Annotated in this window: 17 protein-coding genes, 1 tRNA gene and 1 pseudogene; 9 read left to right on the top strand and 10 right to left on the bottom strand. The window is 65.0% G+C overall.

Going from position 1 to position 15,399, the window contains the following annotated elements:
• Positions 1–28: 28 nt before the first annotated feature.
• Together FG91_RS17075 and FG91_RS17080 are read left to right on the top strand one after the other, a co-directional pair.
• On the top strand, positions 29–499 hold the full coding sequence (locus FG91_RS17075) for an Lrp/AsnC family transcriptional regulator (RefSeq protein ID WP_037517248.1): 471 nt from the start codon (positions 29–31) through the stop codon (positions 497–499).
• 73 nt (positions 500–572) lie between these two features.
• Positions 573–646 (top strand) — tRNA-Gly (locus FG91_RS17080).
• 99 nt (positions 647–745) lie between these two features.
• Here the strand turns inward: FG91_RS17080 and FG91_RS17085 are convergent.
• Entirely contained in the window at positions 746–1,528 is a 783-nt protein-coding gene (locus FG91_RS17085; RefSeq protein ID WP_037517251.1) for a transglutaminase-like domain-containing protein, read from the bottom strand.
• Between the two features lie 60 nt (positions 1,529–1,588).
• Between FG91_RS17085 and FG91_RS17090 the strand changes: the two genes are divergently transcribed.
• Entirely contained in the window at positions 1,589–2,842 is a 1,254-nt protein-coding gene (locus FG91_RS17090) for a tetracycline resistance MFS efflux pump (protein ID WP_037517254.1), read from the top strand.
• Here the strand turns inward: FG91_RS17090 and FG91_RS17095 are convergent.
• Positions 2,815–3,576, bottom strand: coding sequence for a competence/damage-inducible protein A (locus FG91_RS17095; RefSeq protein ID WP_037517257.1), 762 nt, complete (start codon positions 3,574–3,576; stop codon positions 2,815–2,817). The two genes, FG91_RS17090 and FG91_RS17095, sit on opposite strands and share 28 nt — an antisense overlap.
• A gap of 102 nt (positions 3,577–3,678) precedes the next feature.
• On the opposite strand from FG91_RS17095, the pseudogene FG91_RS17100 reads away from it, so the two are divergent.
• Positions 3,679–4,307 (top strand): annotated as a pseudogene (locus FG91_RS17100) (glutathione S-transferase family protein).
• Positions 4,304–4,870 (top strand): GNAT family N-acetyltransferase, encoded by a 567-nt coding sequence (locus FG91_RS17105; protein ID WP_037517259.1) that lies wholly within the window; start codon positions 4,304–4,306, stop codon positions 4,868–4,870. Before FG91_RS17100 ends, FG91_RS17105 begins: the two are co-directional and overlap by 4 nt.
• A gap of 56 nt (positions 4,871–4,926) precedes the next feature.
• On the opposite strand, the gene FG91_RS17110 is transcribed toward FG91_RS17105, so the two are convergent.
• A complete protein-coding gene (locus tag FG91_RS17110; RefSeq protein WP_037517262.1) occupies positions 4,927–5,655 on the bottom strand; it encodes a Bax inhibitor-1/YccA family protein in 729 nt (242 codons plus the stop codon).
• 158 nt (positions 5,656–5,813) lie between these two features.
• On the opposite strand from FG91_RS17110, the gene thpR reads away from it, so the two are divergent.
• On the top strand, positions 5,814–6,431 hold the full coding sequence (gene thpR / locus FG91_RS17115) for an RNA 2',3'-cyclic phosphodiesterase (RefSeq protein ID WP_037517401.1): 618 nt from the start codon (positions 5,814–5,816) through the stop codon (positions 6,429–6,431).
• Here the strand turns inward: thpR and FG91_RS17120 are convergent.
• The gene (locus FG91_RS17120; protein ID WP_037517404.1) at positions 6,338–6,829 is read right to left on the bottom strand and encodes a low molecular weight protein-tyrosine-phosphatase; all 492 of its coding nucleotides are present in this window, start codon (positions 6,827–6,829) and stop codon (positions 6,338–6,340) included. The two genes, thpR and FG91_RS17120, sit on opposite strands and share 94 nt — an antisense overlap.
• 107 nt (positions 6,830–6,936) lie before the next feature.
• Here FG91_RS17120 and FG91_RS17125 point away from each other — a divergent pair, with 107 nt between their 5' ends.
• Complete coding sequence (locus FG91_RS17125) at positions 6,937–8,535, top strand: spinster family MFS transporter (RefSeq protein ID WP_037517264.1); 1,599 nt, start codon at positions 6,937–6,939, stop codon at positions 8,533–8,535.
• A gap of 91 nt (positions 8,536–8,626) precedes the next feature.
• On the opposite strand, the gene FG91_RS17130 is transcribed toward FG91_RS17125, so the two are convergent.
• From FG91_RS17130 to FG91_RS17155, 6 genes are all read right to left on the bottom strand, one after another.
• Positions 8,627–9,199, bottom strand: coding sequence for a superoxide dismutase family protein (locus FG91_RS17130; protein WP_052187792.1), 573 nt, complete (start codon positions 9,197–9,199; stop codon positions 8,627–8,629).
• Positions 9,200–9,335: 136 nt separating this feature from the next.
• Positions 9,336–9,887: a nucleotidyltransferase family protein gene (locus FG91_RS17135; protein ID WP_037517266.1), complete on the bottom strand. Its 552-nt coding sequence runs from the start codon at positions 9,885–9,887 to the stop codon at positions 9,336–9,338.
• 133 nt (positions 9,888–10,020) lie between these two features.
• On the bottom strand, positions 10,021–10,446 hold the full coding sequence (locus FG91_RS17140; protein ID WP_037517269.1) for an ExbD/TolR family protein: 426 nt from the start codon (positions 10,444–10,446) through the stop codon (positions 10,021–10,023).
• 35 nt (positions 10,447–10,481) lie between these two features.
• Positions 10,482–11,003, bottom strand: coding sequence for an ExbD/TolR family protein (locus FG91_RS17145; protein WP_037517271.1), 522 nt, complete (start codon positions 11,001–11,003; stop codon positions 10,482–10,484).
• 128 nt (positions 11,004–11,131) lie between these two features.
• Positions 11,132–11,944 carry a MotA/TolQ/ExbB proton channel family protein gene (locus tag FG91_RS17150; RefSeq protein WP_171013629.1) on the bottom strand — a complete coding sequence of 271 codons (813 nt, stop codon included), beginning with the start codon at positions 11,942–11,944 and terminating at the stop codon, positions 11,132–11,134.
• 58 nt (positions 11,945–12,002) lie between these two features.
• A complete protein-coding gene (locus FG91_RS17155; protein ID WP_037517274.1) occupies positions 12,003–12,659 on the bottom strand; it encodes an energy transducer TonB in 657 nt (218 codons plus the stop codon).
• A 342-nt stretch (positions 12,660–13,001) separates the two neighbouring features.
• Here FG91_RS17155 and FG91_RS17160 point away from each other — a divergent pair, with 342 nt between their 5' ends.
• Both FG91_RS17160 and FG91_RS17165 read left to right on the top strand, forming a co-directional pair.
• Entirely contained in the window at positions 13,002–13,811 is an 810-nt protein-coding gene (locus FG91_RS17160) for a hypothetical protein (protein ID WP_235212077.1), read from the top strand.
• Between the two features lie 231 nt (positions 13,812–14,042).
• Positions 14,043–15,362, top strand: a complete 1,320-nt coding sequence (locus FG91_RS17165) for a homoserine dehydrogenase (protein ID WP_052187794.1) — start codon at positions 14,043–14,045, stop codon at positions 15,360–15,362.
• Positions 15,363–15,399 lie beyond the last annotated feature (37 nt).

Below are 15,399 nucleotides of genomic sequence, written 5' to 3' on the forward strand. Positions count from 1 at the left end.
ACATTCCATTCGAACTTAGTCGATTCATATGAAAAATAGCCAACACACAGTCGAACTGGACGATTTCGATCGCAAGATCCTTGCCATCATGGGCCGCGATGGGCGTATCACCTTTACCGAGCTGGCGCTGCAGGTCGGGCTGTCGAAAACGCCGTGCCAGCAGCGCGTGAAGCGCCTTGTCGACAGCGGGCTGATCGTCGGTTTTCGCGCGATCGTCGATCCGGCCAAGGTCGGGCTCGACCATGTCGCCTTCACCGAGGTCAAGCTGTCGGACACGCGCGAGGATGCGCTGATGCAGTTCAACATGGCGGTGCGGCAGATTCCCGAGGTCGAGGAATGCCATATGATCGCGAGCAGCTTCGACTATCTGCTCAAGGTCCGCACTCCCGACATCCGCCGTTACCGGATCGTGCTCGGCGAAAAAATCTCGAGCCTGCCGCATGTCGCGAGCACATCGACCTTCGTCGCGATGGAGACGATCTGCGAATCGGCGCGCTGACGCCGCGCCGCCAGCAAAGGATTGACCCGCGACGCGGATGACGGCAAAGGCCGCCTATCGGTCGTTGCCGAGTGCGGGTGTAGCTCAATGGTAGAGCTTTTGCTTCCCAAGCAAGTGACGAGGGTTCGATTCCCTTCACCCGCTCCAACTTTCGCAGCGATTTAGTCACGCTAAATAGCGATCAGCGAAAGTTCGGCCGACCTCGCACAGCGAGGATCGACGGCGTGGCTTCGCCACGACGGCCCCTCAGTCCTCGACGCGCTCCACCTTCACCTTCTGACTGACGAACGCGATATCGCGGTACGCCGTCAGGAAGGAAATGTCGGCGGCATCGCGCCCGACGCAGATGCGCGCCATTTCGGAGGCGCGCGCCATGCCCGTCGCATCGACGAGGTGCCAGTCGCCATCGAGAAAGACCTCGGCGACGGCGTGGAAATCCTGCGGCTGAGCGCGCAGCGCATAGGCGCTCGCCATGCGCGCCGGGATATGCGCGGCGCGCGCGAGCGCGATCATCACATGCGCATAGTCGCGGCACACGCCGCGGCGTTCGACGAAGCTGTCGAGCGCGCCCGTCTCGGCATCGCTCGACCCCGAGACATAGGTGAAGCGGCTTTCGATCCAGTCGCGCATGCGGCCGATCTTCGCCCCGCCCTCTTGGTCGCCGAAGCGGCGCTCGACGAAGGCATGGAACTTGTTCGACGGGCAATAGCGCGATTCGTTGAGATAGGGGATCGCCCCGGCGGGAAGCCGGTGGAGCGGCACCGCGGCGAGCGAGCGAAAGTCGGTGTCGGGGCGGTCGATCTCGACCGTCGCGCGATATTCGGCGCGCAGGCTTCCTTCGGCGCGCAGCCAGATCGGCTCGCAGATGCCGTCGGCGGCCGGAACGCGCGCGACAAATTCGGGGGCGCCGACGTCGAGCGACGCGCCCAGGACGCGCTGGCCGTGCCCGTTCGCGGCCTCGATCTGCAGCATCAGGTCGACGGGTTCGGACAGGCGATAATTTAGGGAAGCGGAAATTTCGAGTTTCATCTATCGGCAACGCATGAAGGAGGGTTCGGTGGCGCTAGGGACAGCAGAAAGAAAGAGCAAGTGACGCCGGCGCGGACCATCCCGTTCATCGTCGCGACGATCTTCATGGACGCGGTCGGCTTCGGCATCATCATGCCGGTGCTGCCGCAGCTTGTGATGGAGGTCGGCGAGATCGACCTGCCGCACGCGATCGAGGTCGGCGCATGGATCGGGCTGGTCATGGCGGTCGCGACCTTCCTCGCCTCGCCCGTCCTTGGCAATCTCTCGGACCATTTCGGGCGGCGGCGCGTGCTGCTGCTCGCGCTCGGCGGGCTCGCGGTCGATTATGCGCTGCTGACGATTGTCGAGACTTTGCCCTGGCTGTTCGTCGCGCGCGCATTGTCGGGCATTTTCGGCGGCAGCTATGCCGCGGCGCAGGCGGCGATCGCCGACATTACGAAGCCCGAGGAACGCGCACGAAATTTCGGCTTCGTCGGCGCGGCGTTCGGCATCGGCTTCGTCGCGGGACCCGCGCTCGGCGGTTTCCTCGGCGAGATCAGCCCGCGTGCGCCGTTCGTGGCGGCGGCGGTCCTTGCCGCGGCCAACATGCTCTATGGCTATTTCATCTTCCCCGAGACGCTGCCTCCCGAACGCCGCCGCGCCTTCGACCGGCGCCGCGCCAATCCGCTCGGCGCGTGGAAGACGATGCGCACGCTGCCCGGCATGGACGGCGTCGCGGGGGTGCTCGTGCTGTGGCAGATCGCGAGCCTCGTCTATCCGATGACGTGGAGCTTCTATTGCATCGCGCAGCTCGGCTGGACGCCGGGGATGATCGGCGCGAGCCTCGCCGCGGTCGGCGTGATGATCGCGCTCGGGCAGGTTTTCGTCGTCGGCCCCGCGGTCGCGCGCTTCGGCGAGCGCGACGCGGCGACGCTCGGCATCCTCGTCGCGGTCGCGGTCTATGTTGGTTATGCCTTCACCACCTCGACGATCGGCGCCTTCCTGCTGCTGATCCCCGTCGCGTTGCAGGCGCCGGTGCAGCCGTCGCTGATGGCGATGATGTCGCGCCGCGCAACTGCCGAAACGCAGGGCGAGGTGCAGGGGATTTCGGCGATGGCGATGGGGCTTGGGCAGCTGTTTGCGCCGCTGCTGCTCACCGGAACGATGGCCTATTTCACCGCCGACGCCGCGCCCGTCCATTTCCCGGGCGCCGCCTTTGTCGTCGCGGCGATCTTTGGCCTGCTTGCGATCCTGATGCTCCGCCGCCTGCCGCGCGCGACGCGGACAAGCGACGATGAGGCGGCCGATCAGATGCCGCCGTCGGTCACCGCATAGCCGAGCGCCTCGAAGCCGGCGGTCAACGCCCCGACGCACGCCGCGACCTGATCGCCGTCGGTCGAACGGACGACGAAATTGGCGCCGATCTTGCCGTCGCGAAAGAAGGGGTAGCTGCCGATCGCGACGCCCGGATGATCCTTTTCGCCCTGCCGCAACAGGTCGGCGATCTCGCTTTCGGGCGCCCATGCGCCGATCGTGTGCGCAACCAGCGGCGCCCCACCCTCAAGCTCGCCGGTGAGCGCGTCGAGCATGCCCGCGGTGATATGCGGCACCCCCGCCATCACGAACAGATTGCCGATGCGGATGCCAGGCGCCCCCGACATGCGGTTGGGGATCAGGTCGGCACCGTCGGGCACGCGCGCCATGCGCAGCCGTGCCTCGGTCAGCTCGCTGCCGCGCGCGGTGTAATAATTTTCGAGGATCGCGCGCGCCGCCGGGTGGATGATAACCCCGACGCCGAGCGCCTTCGCCACCGCATCGACCGTGATGTCGTCGTGCGTCGGGCCAATGCCGCCGGTGGTGAAGACATAGTCGTAGCGCGCGCGGATCGCGTTCAGCGCATCCACGATCTCCTGCTCGACATCCGGGACGATGCGGACTTCGCGCAGGCGAATGCCCTGCACGTCGAGCCAGGTCGCGATCTGCGATACATTCTTGTCCTGCGTGCGGCCCGAGAGAATCTCGTCGCCGATCACCAGCACGGCGGCGGTCCAGATGCGTTCGTCGCTCATGCCTTTGCCTTAGCTGCGAATGGTGACAAAACAAGCCCGCTGGCGGTCGGATCATGTTCTTGATATGTTCGCGTCCGAATCGAACCGCATGGGAGAAACGCGATGGCCGAAGACCTGATTTTCTATACCAATCCGATGTCGCGCGGGCAGATCGTCCGCTGGATGCTCGAAGAGGTCGGCGCGCCCTATGAACCGCGTGTCCTGGGTTATGGCACGACGATGAAGGGCGCCGACTATCTCGCGATCAACCCGATGGGCAAGGTTCCGGCGGTGGTTCACAACGGCAAGGTCGTCACCGAATGCGCCGCGATCTGCGCCTATCTGGCCGACGCCTTCCCCGAGGCCGGCCTCGCGCCCGATGCGGCCGACCGCGCCGATTATTATCGCTGGCTGTTCTTTGCCGCGGGCCCCGTCGAGCAGGCGATCACCGCCAAGAGTTCGGGCTCGAACCCGATGCCGACCAGCAGCGCATGGCGGGCTTCGGCTCGCTTCCTGCCGCGCTCGACGCGCTCGAAAGCGCGGTTACGGGTAAAGCCTATGTCGCGGGCGACCGCTTCAGCGCCGCCGACGTTTATGTCGGCAGCCAGATCGACTGGGGGCTCCAGTTCGGCACCATCGCGTCGCGCCCGGCGTTCGAAGCCTATGTCGCCCCCCTACGCGACCGCCCGGCCTACAAGCGCGCGAAGGAAATCGACAATGCGCTGATCGCCGAGATGCAGGCGGCGCAATGACGTCACCATTTCCGGACCTCACGACCGAAACACTCCTGCTGCGGCCGCTGGTTCTGGAAGATCATTCGGCCATTCAGGCCATTTTCCCGCAATGGCAGATCGTGCGCCATTTGAATCCGTTCGTTCCATGGCCCTATCCCGACGACGGCGCGCTGACCTTTGTCCGCGACGTCGCGCTTCCGGCGATGCGCGAGGGCAAGGCCTGGCACTGGTCGATCCGAACGCGTCGAGAGCCCGGCACCCTGATCGGCGTCATCAGCCTGATGCTCAATCCCGACGACAACCGCGGTTTCTGGCTCGATCCCGTCCATTGGGGCAAAGGCTTGATGCGCGAAGCGAGCGATGCCGTGACTGATTTTTGGTTCGACGTGCTGGATCAGCCCGTCCTGCGCGTGCCCAAGGCGATCGACAATCGCGCATCGCGCGCCATCTCGACCGGCAGCGGCATGCGAGCCGTCTGGTGCGGCGAAAAGCGCTATGTCGAAGGCTCCTTGCCCTCGGAACTATGGGAAATCACCGCCGATGAATGGCGGGCGAGGCGCATCCTCCGCCCTGACCAATAAAAGAGCCCGGCGGATCGCTCCGCCGGGCTCCTTGTTTCGTTCGTCGTCCGTCCCGCTTATTCGCGGTTGCCCAAGAGGTTGAGCAGGAAGGTGAACATGTTGACGAAGTCGAGGTAGAGCGTCAGCGCGCCCATGATCACCGACTTGCCGACAAAGTCGGTCCCGCGGACATAGAAATACATGCTCTTGATCTTCTGCGTGTCATAGGCGGTGAGGCCCGCGAACAGCAGCACACCGATCACGCTGATCGCGAGGCTGAGCGCGCTCGACTGCACGAACATGTTGATCAGCATCGCGACGAGGATGCCGACGACACCCATGATCAGGAAGGTGCCGAAGCCCGACAGGTCCTTCTTGGTCGTATAGCCATAGAGGCTAAGGCCAAGGAAAGCCGCCGCGGTCGCGAAGAAGGTGGTCGCGATCGACGATGCCGTAAAGGCGAGGAAGATCGTCGACATCGACAGGCCCATCACCGCGGCATAGACCCAGAACAATGTCTGCGCCGCCGTGGTCGACAGCTTGTTGATCCCGAAGCTCAGCACCAGCACGAAGGCCAGCGGCGCGAGCATCACCACCCACATCAGCGGGCTGCCGATCAGCGACTGGGTAAAGCCGCTATTGAACGCCAGCATCGCGACGATGCCGGTCAGCAGCACGCCCGAGCCCATATAATTGTAAACCGACAGCATGTACGACCGCAGGCCGGCATCGACGGCCTGGTCCATTGCGTTCGCGCCGGCACCAAAACCGGAAGCCGCCATATTGGGGTCGTTCCAATTCGCCATTGTCATTACTCCATCATCGGCCAGCCCATACCGGCCGTAGACAGCAATATCGGGCGTTTCCCCTCCTGTTTCAAGCGAAACCGGACAAGAGCAATATTATTGCCTGCCCGGCGGTTAGGGGGTCGCGATCCGAAACCCCGCCCATTATGTTGCCCGCCATGTCCACGCACCGCCTGTTCGTCGCGCTGCGCCCGCCGCGCCCGGTCCGCGACATATTGCTCGCGGCGATGCACGGCATCGCGGGCGCGCGCTGGCAAAATGACGAGCAGCTCCACCTGACCCTGCGCTTCATCGGCGAGGTCGATCGCCACAAGGCCGAGGACATCGCGGCGGCGCTTGGCACGCTCCATGCGCCGCGCGTTGCGGCGCGGATTGCGGGCGTCGGCCTGTTCGAACGGCAAGGCCGGCCCAACATGATCTGGGCCGGGGTCGAGCCGCACGATCCGCTTGTGGCGCTGCACCGCAAGGTCGACCAGCGCCTCGCGCGCGTCGGCATCGCGCCCGAGACGCGCGCGTTTGTTCCGCATGTCACGCTCGCGCGCCTGAACCGCAACTCAGGACCGGTCGCGCCCTTCCTTGCGCTGAACGGCGACCTTGCGAGCCCGGCGTTCGAATTCGGCCATGTCACGCTGTATGAAAGCGAGCTCGGCCATGGCGGATCGCGCTATCACCCCGTGGCGCGTTATCCGCTGGAAGGCGAAAATTCGGCAACGAGCGCCGCCGCGACCGCATCGACATCGTCCCAGGTCGCGGCAAAACCATCGTCTTCGCCATAATAGGGATCGGTGACGCCCTCGCCGCCGCGACCGGGCAGCAGGTCGAGCATCAGCCGGAGGTCGGCGGTCGCGTCGGGCGGCCGGATCGCGCGGGCGTCGCGCAAATTGCTCGCATCGGCGGCAAGGATCAGGTCGAAATCATAGAAGTCGGCGCGGCGGAGCTGGCGGCCGCGCAGCGCCGAAATGTCGACGCCGCGGCGGCGCGCTTCGGCCTGCGCACGGGCATCGGGGGCGCGGCCGATGTGCCAGTCGCCGGTGCCCGCCGAATCGAGCGTCGCGTCGATGCCCGCGCGGGCAAAGGCGGCGCGCGCGGCGCCCTCGGCTAATGGCGAGCGGCAGATATTGCCGAGGCAGAGGAAGAGGATCGCGGGCCCCGCAATTTCTCTATCGTTGCGCATATCGACCATGTTCTCCATAAAGTTGAACCGACTTTCAACTTGCGCCTTCGTCCGGCTCTGCTAGCCATGAGCCACAACAGATAATGGGTCAGGGAGAGGGTTGCCAGATGGCTGAGACCGCCAGCGAGAATGTCACGTCCGATGCGCCGGTTCCGGCCGAACCGAAGGCCACCGGATATAGCTGGTACGTCCTGTCGGTGCTCGTCGTCGTCTATATCCTCAATTTCATCGACCGGCAGATCATCAGCATCCTCGCGGTCGACATCAAGGCCGACCTCGGCCTGACCGATGGCGACATGGGCTTCCTCGGCGGCGCGGCTTTCGCGGTTTTCTATGCGCTGTTCGGAATTCCGCTCGGGCGCCTCGCCGACAATTGGAACCGCGTGAAATTGCTGTCGATCGGGCTGACCCTGTGGTCGGCGATGACCGCGGCATCGGGCTTTGCCTACAACCAGCTCAGCCTGACGTTCGCGCGCATGGGCGTCGGCGTCGGCGAGGCGACCGCGAGCCCGACCGCCTATTCGCTGATCTCGGACTATTTCCCGAAGCGGCAGAAAGCGACCGCGCTCGCGATCTATTCGTCGGGTCTCTACCTCGGCGGCGGCGTGTCGCTGTTCATCGGCGCGCTGATCGTCGAGGCATGGAACCGGAACTTCCCTGCGGGCGGGCCGATGGGGCTGGTCGGCTGGCAAGCGGCCTTCCTCGCGGTCGGCATCCCCGGCCTGCTCCTCGCGCTCTGGGTCGCCAGCCTGCGCGAACCGGTGCGCGGCGCGATGGACGGCGTCGCGAGCCCCGGTTGCCCGAGCCCCTTTCGCGAGTTCGGCAAGGACCTGTCGATGATCGTGCCGCCGCTGACGCTGTGGGGCGCCGCAAAACGTGGTCCCGCGGCGCTGGCGATCAACGTCGGTTTTGCCGCCGCGATCGCGGCCTTTGCCTGGTGGATGATCCGCCTGACGGGCAATTTCCCGCAATGGACGGCGGTCGCGCTCGGCTATTATGCGGTCTTTTCGTGGGCGAGCGCGCTGCGCGCACATGATCCCGCGACCTTCCGGCTGATCTGGGGGACCCCGGCGTTCATCTGCACGACGCTTGGCTATGGCCTCGTCAGCCTCGCCGCCTATGCGCTCGCCTTCTGGTCGGCGCCCTATGCCGAAATCGTGCTGGGCCTGCCCAAGCAGGAACTCGCCTTCATCCTCGGCGCGAACGGCGCGGTCGCGGGTTTCGTCGGCGTGATTCTGGGCGGCCGCCTCGCCGATCATCTGCGGTCGAAAAATCCGGCGGGCCGCGTCCTGATGATCATCTTCGGCGTCGTCGCCCCGATCATCCCGATCTGGGTCGGCTATACGACCGAGAATTCGACGCTCTTCTATATCATGAACTTCCTCGCCGGCATGCTCGGTGCCGCCGCACTCGGCGCCGCTGCCGCCACGACGCAGGACCTGGTGCTGCCGCGGATGCGCGGCACCGCGACCGCGGCCTTCTTCCTCGGCACGACGCTCGTCGGCCTGTCGTTCGGCCCCTATATGGTCGGGCAGATTTCGGATCTGGCGGGGACGATCGTCGACGGCAAGCCCGTCGGCGACCTGCGCACCGGCATATTGTCGCTGATCGGGGTCGCGCCGATCGCGCTCGGCCTGTTGCTCTATGCCTATCGCGCGGTGCCAGCGGCCGAAGCGACGATCGCCGAACGCGCGGCGGGCGCCTGACCTTTCGGTCGAGACGCCCGCAAAAGTTAGTCAGCCAAGGCTTGAAATCCGCCTCCGTCAGTCCCCAGGGGACCGACGGGGCGGAAGCCGCTTACCTCGCCGCTTCTTTGACGATCACGCCGCACGCGACGCGCCCACCGCTGTTGCCGCTGGGATCGGTCTTGTAATCGTCGGGTCCGGCGTGGATCACGAACGCGGCGCCGTCAGCGTCGAGCAGCGCGCCATCGCCTTCGAAACGCGAGCCGACGAGGCGCAGCGTCGCGCGGCCGATCTGGTCGGGCTCGATGACGAGGTTGGGCAGGTCGCCATGGTGCGCGCCCATCGGATTGTCGCGGCCGTGCTGGACGCCGGTCGGGTTCCAGTGCGGACCCGCGCTCGCGAAATCGGGCGCATTGCACTGGCCGACGGCATGGACGTGCATGCCGTAAGTGCCCGGCGCAAAGCCGCGCGCGACGAGTTCGATGCGCAGACCCGTCGTGTCGCGATAGATGTCCGCACGGCCGCGGTCGGCGCCCTTATTGTCGTAAAGCTGAGCATAGGCGTCGGCGGGAGGCAGCGTCGTCGTCGACTTCTTGCCCATCCCGGCGCAGCCCGCGAGCGCCAGCGCCCCGATGACAACGGCTCCCTGGATCATGATCTGTTTACGGTGCGAACCCATCGTCATCTTGCTGCTCCCTTTGATCCGGATCGGAATCAGAACGTCGTCTCGGCGCGTTTCGATCCCGCTGCGCCGTTGATGCCCGCAATTGCCGCGAGTTCCAAGGGGATAAGTCTGCTTTGGAGTGGTGCGGGTCCTGAGTTCAGGTCCTGCGAAGCAGAGGCCAGGTGGTGAACCAGCCTTTGGTCTGCGACCGATCTTCAAAGATAGCGCGCTTTTCGCCCGAGAAGTGAGGAGAAGGGCGCAGTACCAGATTCATCAAATCGTCCAAACCCAATGGGGCTGCTATTTCAAAGCCCTCCAGTCCCTGCCGCCGGGCTGCAATCGCCGTCGCGGTTTCCGGCCAGTAGCGCATCGCGTCGACCGAGGAGGAATAGGGTGTGTCGCCATTGCGAATGTGCATCCGCGCCTGATTCTTCACCGACCAGGCGAAGCTCGGCTCCGCAAGTCGCAGCATGGCTTCGAATTTCCTGTCCTCGGCCGGCTCCGTTCGAGCTCGATCATACCATATCACGTCGATGTCGCCGGTCAGCGGCGATGCCGACCTTTCGTGCAGATGATCCCAAACGGCATTTCTGACGAAACCCGCGCCGATCCAGCAGTCGGGTAAATCGAGAATCCGCACAACGTCCAGAAGGTGCCAACGAAGCGGGTCGGCGCGCAGGATGGAACCGATGCGGGAAGCGGCACTCATAATCGGATGGATAAAGGCGTCATGGGCAGGAGGAAATGTCCGCGCGGATCAGCTGTGCCCCAAAATTACAAAAAAAAAGGGCCGCGAATTGCTTCGCGGCCCCATATTTTTGCCTGACGGCCCTGATCGAAGATCAGAAGACGCGGGCGTATTGCTCGTTGCCGACGAAGCCCAGCTTGCCGACGCCGCTGCGCTTGATCACCGCCATGACATTGTCGACGACGATATAGCGTGCATAGGGGTCGGGCTGGACCTGCAACTCGGGTTCGACCGGCAGTGCCTTGGTCTGTTCCAGATAATTCGCCAGCTGAGCGAGGTCGACCGGCGAACCGTTCCAGGTGATCGTTCCCGCAGGATCGATCATCACCTTGTTCTTTTCGGGGTCGACATTGCTCTGGCTGTCGGTCGGGACCGGCAGGTCGATCTTCACCGCGTGGGTCTGGACCGGGATGGTGATGATGAACATGATGAGGAGCACGAGCATGACGTCGATCAACGGCGTCGTGTTCATGTCCATCATCGGTTCATTTTCGTCCCGATCTCCAACTGCCATGGACATGCGATTATTCCTTCGTTCCTAAACGGAGCGCGCCCTTACAGGCGGCCCACCGTACCCGAACCAGGAGCCGGTTCCGAAATGAACCCGATCTTCTGGAAGCCGGCATATTGCATCGTGTAGATCACGCCACCGATGCACTGGTACGGCGTGTTGACGTCGCCGCGGATGTGCACTTCGGGGAAATTTTCCTCGGTGATATTCTGCGGACCGCCGATATCTTCGAGCAGCTGCTCGAGCTTCTTTTGTCCACGTTCCAGCAACTGCTTGGAATCCACCGGGGTCTGGCCCCAATATACTTCACACGCCGTGCTCTCGGGGTTGGGCTCGCCATCGCCGTCGGTATCAGCCGAACGGATCGAAAGCAGCACATTCTCAGGCTTCGTCGTCGTCACCTCAAACGCCACGTCGGGCAGTTTCAGGTTCACCGTCTCCAACACCACGGGAACCGTGATGAGGAAGATGATGAGCAACACAAGCATGATGTCCACGAGCGGAGTCGTGTTGATTTCGGACATCGGGGCGTCTTCGCCACCCTTGTCGCCTACACTCATCGCCATAGGATTAGCATCCTGTCACAAAATTTCTGTCACGGACATCGGGACGGCGTGCCTTGAGCCCGCCTTCCCTGTCCAAACGGACCCCGCCTTTCGCCACGCGGCGACAAGGCGGGGGTCCAGGAGACCGATCAGGCCTTCTTCGGTGCCGCGGCCGGAGCAGCAGCCTTCGCCGGGGTCAGCGAAGCCGGCTTCACCTGGCCGTTCGACATGATCGAACCGAGAACGTCGTTCGAGAAGGTCGACAGACGGCGGGCGATCGCCTTGTTGCGGCTCTGGAGCCAGTTGAACGCGAGCACGGCGGGAACCGCCACGATCAGACCGATGGCGGTCATGATCAGAGCTTCACCGACCGGACCGGCGACGGTGTCGATCGAAGCCTGGCCCGACGCACCGATCTTCACGAGGGCGCGAAGAATACCGATAACCGTACCGAACAGACCGACGAACGGAGCGGTCGAACCGACGGTCGCGAGGAACGCGAGGCCCGAGTTCAGCTTCGAGTTGATGTGGTTCTGCGAACGCTCGAGCGTGCCGTGCATCCAGTCATGGGCTTCAACGGGGTTGGCGAGCTTGTTATGCTCTTCGTTGGCGCGCAGACCGTCTTCGACGACCTGGCGATACGCGCTGTTCTTTTCGAGCTTCGAAGCGCCGTCGGCGAGCGTCGGGGCGCGCCAGAAGTTGGCGTCGACGGCCTTGCCCTGGTTCATCACCTTATTCTGTTCGAACAGCTTGGTGAACAGGATGTAGAGCGTGCCGACGAACATGATCAGCAGGACGAGGAAGGTGACCTGCGAGACGATGCCGCCTTCGCACAGTGCAGGAACGAGACCATAGGGGCTCGCGCCTTCTTCCTTCACGCACATCGCGGCGGGCATCAGGCTGAGCCCCGCGTCGTGGGCCGGTGCTGCCGCAGCGGCGGCATTTGCGATCAGATTAAACATACTGGAAAATCCCTCTCAAAATATTCGATAAGTTCGAAACACAGATCCGGTCGCGCGATCAGCGCGGAATCTGCCAACGGATACGATTGCTGTAGCTGCCGCCCGTGGGGTTACCCGCGCGATCCTTGCCCGGATTGAACCGGCCACGGCGCTGGATAAGCTTGCACGTTTCGGCATCGAGATCGGCATGGCCGCTCGACGAGGTCACATCGCACGAGGTGATGCGGCCATCGACGCCATAGGTGACGCGGAACCCGGTCGTGCCTTCGCGCTCTTCGCGCATCGCACGGGCCGGATAGTCGTCGTTCGTCGCCCAGCGGCCCGGGTTGCCCTTTGGCGTACCGGCGGCGCTGAGATCAGGCGTCGGCGGCGGCGCCGGCGGTGCCGGCGGCGTATAGACGGGCGGGGGCGGCGTCGGCGGCGCCTTCGGCACCGACTGGACCGTGTTGGTCGTCACCGGCGGCGGAATGGGCGACGGCGGCGTCACAACCGGCGGCGGCGGCGGCAATTTATTGTCCGGCGGCGGCGGCGGCGGGGGTTCCTCCGGCGGCGGCGGCTCTTCTACGTCCACCACATCCAATTTTTCGGCGAGTTTCTTGACGATACTGATATTCAAGCCGTTGACCAGGCCGTAGCCCAGAACCGCTGTAAGCAGACCAACCAAGACAATCGCCACTACCCTGTTTTTAGGGTCGACATTATCACCATAAGCCATTCAGGGACGACGCTCCTTGCTAGATCATCCTGACACCAATTCCCTGCCGACGGGTTCGGTTGCCAAATGCCCGGATGATTTCCGATGCGTTGTGCGAGACCCGACGGCGCTACGTTCGGCTTATTATGTTTTTGCCGGACGCTTCGCGGCCCGTCCTATCGCGGTGGCGGCACATTCGCAAACCCTTTATCAGCGGTTAATGTGCCTTGTCCCATGATGGGGATTTCAGCGCCGATACCGGTGTCATAAACGACGGAAAGTGGAACGATCATGCGCCTCCCCCACCCGGCCGCTATCGCCGGCATTCTCGCCTTAACTCTTGGAATCCCCAGCGTTTCCGCGATGCAGGCGGCCCCGGCGGCGGCGGCGGCCAGTCCGTACAGCTATGCCGACATCGCCGATCTGGCGAGCGCGGCGCCGATCGCGCTGCACGCGCGTATATATAAGGCCACACCGCTCAAACCCGCCCAGGCACCCGGAGTCGCGGCGGGCCATACCCGATTCTATGTCGAGTCCGAGGTTGTCAGCCTGATTCGCGGCGCGGGGCCGCTCGCGGCGCGAATCTCCTACCTCGTCGACCTGCCGCAGGACGCGAAGGGAAAGCCGGCGAAGCTGAAGAAGAAACAGCCCGTCCTGCTCTTTGCCCGGCCCGTCGCCGGGGCGACGGCGGGAAGCAGCAACACCGGCAGCGTCCAGCTGATCGCGCCCGATGCGCAGCTGCCCTGGGATCCGGCGACCGAGGCGCAATTGCGCGCGGTGCTGACCGAACTCGTCAAGCCGGGCGCGCCGCCCGCGATCACCGGCGTCGCGAACGGCTTCCATGTTCCGGGCACCCTGCCCGGCGAAGGCGAGACGCAGCTGTTCCTCAACACCCGGACGGGGGAGCCCGTGTCGCTGACGATCCTGACCGCCGCCGACGGGTCGCGGCGCTGGGCGGCGGCGTTCGGCGAGATCGTCGACGCGTCGGCGGCGGTGCCCGCGCGCAATACGCTCGCCTGGTATCGGCTCGCCTGCGGATTGCCGCGCCAGCTGCCGCTGAGCAAGCTCGCCGGAACCGCCCCCGAGGATCGGCGCAAGGCGGCGTCGGATTATAGTGTCGTCCTCGGCGCGCTCGGCGAATGCACGCGCACGCGCAAGGCGCCGGTGAGTTGATCTTCTTCGCCTGACGGCGAGGGCGGCACCGGCCCGCTCCCCCTCCCGGCCTCCCCGACGATAGTAGCTTATGGGAGGCCGGGAGGGGGAGCGGGCCGGTGCCGCTTTCCATAACCGGATAAAGCTCAGCTTCGGCGCGCCCTAGGCGCGCCGGGCTTGTTTCCATGGCAAAAGCCGATAGGGCGCTCGCAACGGCGGGGCGCGGCTCCGCGTCTAATCGGAGTCCTTTGCATGTCGCCTTATTCCGCCCCGACCGCCCCCCGCCCGCCGCTGCGTGTCGCGCTCGCGGGGATTGGCGTCGGCGGCGGCGGGGTCGTCCGGCTGCTCGAGGCGAACCGCGACCTGATCGCGCGGCGCGCCGGACGCGCGATCGAGATCGTCGCGCTGTCGGCGCGCGACCGGCACAAGGATCGCGGTGTCGACCTCACCCCCTATCGCTGGGAAGACGATATGGACGCGCTCGTCGCGGCGGACGATGTCGATGTCATCGTCGAGATGATCGGCGGCGCCGACGGCCCGGCGCTGACGCTGGCGCGCCATGCGCTGGGCGCGGGCAAGGCGCTGGTCACCGCGAACAAGGCGATGATCGCGCATCACGGCCTCGATCTCGCGCGGCTCGCCGAAGAGAAAGACACGCCGCTGAAATATGAAGCCGCGGTCGCGGGCGGCATCCCGGTGATCAAGGCGATCCGCGAAGGCGCATCGGCGAACGAGATCGCGCGCGTCTATGGCATCCTCAACGGCACCTGCAATTATATCCTGACGCAGATGGAGCGGAACGGCGCGAGCTTCGCCGACGCGCTGAGCGCTGCGCAGGCCGAGGGCTATGCCGAGGCCGACCCGACCTTCGACGTCGACGGGATCGACGCCGCGCATAAATTGTCGATCCTCGCCGCGCTATGCTTCGGGACCAAGCTCGACATCGGCGCGGTGACCGCCGACGGGATCCGCGGGCTGATCGCCGCCGACATTCGCGAGGCCGAGGCACTCGGCCACCGCGTCCGCCTGATCGGCATGGCCGAGCGCGATTCGAATGGCCTGTACCAGCATGTCCAGCCGTGCCTCGTCCCCGCCGATCATCCGCTCGCTTATGTGCCAGGCGCATTGAACGCCGTCGTCGCCGAGGGCAATTTCGTCGGCCGCCTGTTCTTCGAGGGCGCGGGCGCGGGCGCGGGGCCGACGGCATCGGCAATCGTCGCCGACATCATCGACATCGCGCGCGACGAATATGGCCCCGCCTTCGCGATGCCGGTCGATTCGCTCGACCAGGCGCCCGTCGCCGACGCCGGCGCGCGGATCGGCAAACATTATGTCCGCCTGATCGTCGAGGACCGGATCGGCGTGCTCGCCGAGATCGCGACGGCGATGCGCGATGCCGGCGTCTCGATCGAAAGCCTGATCCAGCGCGGCAGCGAGGACGGCAGCGGCGTCGTCATCGTGCTCGTCACCCACGAAGGCCCGGCCAGCACGATCCATGCGGCGCTCGCTATCCTCGGCGCGTCGGACCATGTCGTCGGCGCGCCGATGCACATGCCGATCCTCGCACTTTAACCTCCGCTTGAAATCCCACGCCCCTTTGTTACCCCGA

Origin of the sequence: Sphingopyxis sp. LC81, from assembly GCF_000756375.1 — a bacterium.
Lineage (GTDB): Bacteria > Pseudomonadota > Alphaproteobacteria > Sphingomonadales > Sphingomonadaceae > Sphingopyxis.

Excerpts from the sequence above, each read along its gene's own strand:
- FG91_RS17140 (WP_037517269.1), bottom strand. The coding sequence starts at position 10,446 with ATGTCCATGGCAGTTGGAGATCGGGACGAAAATGAACCGATGATGGAC.
- FG91_RS17130 (WP_052187792.1), bottom strand. The coding sequence starts at position 9,199 with ATGACGATGGGTTCGCACCGTAAACAGATCATGATCCAGGGAGCCGTT.
- FG91_RS17075 (WP_037517248.1), top strand. The coding sequence starts at position 29 with ATGAAAAATAGCCAACACACAGTCGAACTGGACGATTTCGATCGCAAG.
- FG91_RS17160 (WP_235212077.1), top strand. The coding sequence starts at position 13,002 with ATGCAGGCGGCCCCGGCGGCGGCGGCGGCCAGTCCGTACAGCTATGCC.
- FG91_RS17095 (WP_037517257.1), bottom strand. The coding sequence starts at position 3,576 with ATGAGCGACGAACGCATCTGGACCGCCGCCGTGCTGGTGATCGGCGAC.
- FG91_RS17135 (WP_037517266.1), bottom strand. The coding sequence starts at position 9,887 with ATGAGTGCCGCTTCCCGCATCGGTTCCATCCTGCGCGCCGACCCGCTT.
- FG91_RS17150 (WP_171013629.1), bottom strand. The coding sequence starts at position 11,944 with ATGTTTAATCTGATCGCAAATGCCGCCGCTGCGGCAGCACCGGCCCAC.
- FG91_RS17105 (WP_037517259.1), top strand. The coding sequence starts at position 4,304 with ATGACGTCACCATTTCCGGACCTCACGACCGAAACACTCCTGCTGCGG.
- FG91_RS17085 (WP_037517251.1), bottom strand. The coding sequence starts at position 1,528 with ATGAAACTCGAAATTTCCGCTTCCCTAAATTATCGCCTGTCCGAACCC.
- FG91_RS17120 (WP_037517404.1), bottom strand. The coding sequence starts at position 6,829 with ATGCGCAACGATAGAGAAATTGCGGGGCCCGCGATCCTCTTCCTCTGC.
- FG91_RS17155 (WP_037517274.1), bottom strand. The coding sequence starts at position 12,659 with ATGGCTTATGGTGATAATGTCGACCCTAAAAACAGGGTAGTGGCGATT.
- FG91_RS17165 (WP_052187794.1), top strand. The coding sequence starts at position 14,043 with ATGTCGCCTTATTCCGCCCCGACCGCCCCCCGCCCGCCGCTGCGTGTC.
- thpR (WP_037517401.1), top strand. The coding sequence starts at position 5,814 with ATGTCCACGCACCGCCTGTTCGTCGCGCTGCGCCCGCCGCGCCCGGTC.
- FG91_RS17145 (WP_037517271.1), bottom strand. The coding sequence starts at position 11,003 with ATGGCGATGAGTGTAGGCGACAAGGGTGGCGAAGACGCCCCGATGTCC.
- FG91_RS17125 (WP_037517264.1), top strand. The coding sequence starts at position 6,937 with ATGGCTGAGACCGCCAGCGAGAATGTCACGTCCGATGCGCCGGTTCCG.
- FG91_RS17110 (WP_037517262.1), bottom strand. The coding sequence starts at position 5,655 with ATGGCGAATTGGAACGACCCCAATATGGCGGCTTCCGGTTTTGGTGCC.